The following is a 904-nucleotide window of genomic DNA, read 5'->3' as shown; positions in this document are numbered from 1 at the left end:
GGTGGCGAACGTGGTTTTCTGTGCGCTGGCCACGTCTTTAATTGCACAGGCGAGAGGATCTGAAGGTGTCATATGTTGTTTGACCAGCATCGGGTATCGACGGTTAAGCCGGGCATCAAGCCCGGCGAGAGTAAAATTAAGAGCATGCTGAAAGGTAATAACATAAATTTCAATAAATGTGTAGATACCTATGCCACCAAAGGATACAAACCTGGAGGATTCAACAACATTGTTGCCTCCCATAATGATAAAAAGCCTTACAGTGCCGAAATCTCGGACAATTATGAGTTCGGTTGGCATACCTCATTCTTTGATAACGCAATGACGTTAAACGGCGCGGTTTATTACATTCGTTCCAAAGATAAGCAGATCTATGTCGGACCCGTGGGTATGCAGAGCATTCGTAACGCCGGAAAAGCAGAAAGTAAAGGTATCGAGCTAAGCAGCCAAATTAAACCCATGCAAGGGCTTAGACTTTCTCTTGGCGGTAATATAGGTAAGTCAAATTTCACTAATGCAACCGACACAAGCTATAAAGGAAAACGCCTGCCTTATGCACCAGATGTCATGCTCAATGCAAGTTTTGACTATCTCATTGATCAAACATGGTTACCAGGTCACCTCTATTTAAATGCGGGTACACGTTACTATTCAAAAAGCTACTTTAATGAAGCCAATACTCTTGAACAAGGGGGATATACTCTCTACGACGCATCCTTAAGTTTAGAAATGGCTCACGGGATCAATGTCAAACTTTATGGCGAAAATTTAGGTAACAAACAGTACCGGGTCTTCAGTTTCCCTCTAGATAGTGTCGTCATGAGAAATTTCGTGCAATAATAATGCCCCACCATTCCATCATAAGAGTTGATTAACCATGAGTACACCTGCACACCGCCGCCAC

At 43.1% G+C, this 904-nt stretch carries 1 protein-coding gene; it reads left to right on the top strand.

Going from position 1 to position 904, the window contains the following annotated elements; genetic code table 11:
• Window positions 1-72: 72 nt before the first annotated feature.
• A complete protein-coding gene (locus Xkoz_RS19230; RefSeq protein WP_244183532.1) occupies window positions 73-840 on the top strand; it encodes a TonB-dependent receptor domain-containing protein in 768 nt (255 codons plus the stop codon).
• Window positions 841-904 lie beyond the last annotated feature (64 nt).

This window comes from Xenorhabdus kozodoii (assembly GCF_002632875.1).
Classification (GTDB): domain Bacteria; phylum Pseudomonadota; class Gammaproteobacteria; order Enterobacterales; family Enterobacteriaceae; genus Xenorhabdus; species Xenorhabdus kozodoii.
Note: the sequence above shows the minus strand (reverse complement) of the source record. Positions and strands in the feature narration are given on the sequence as shown.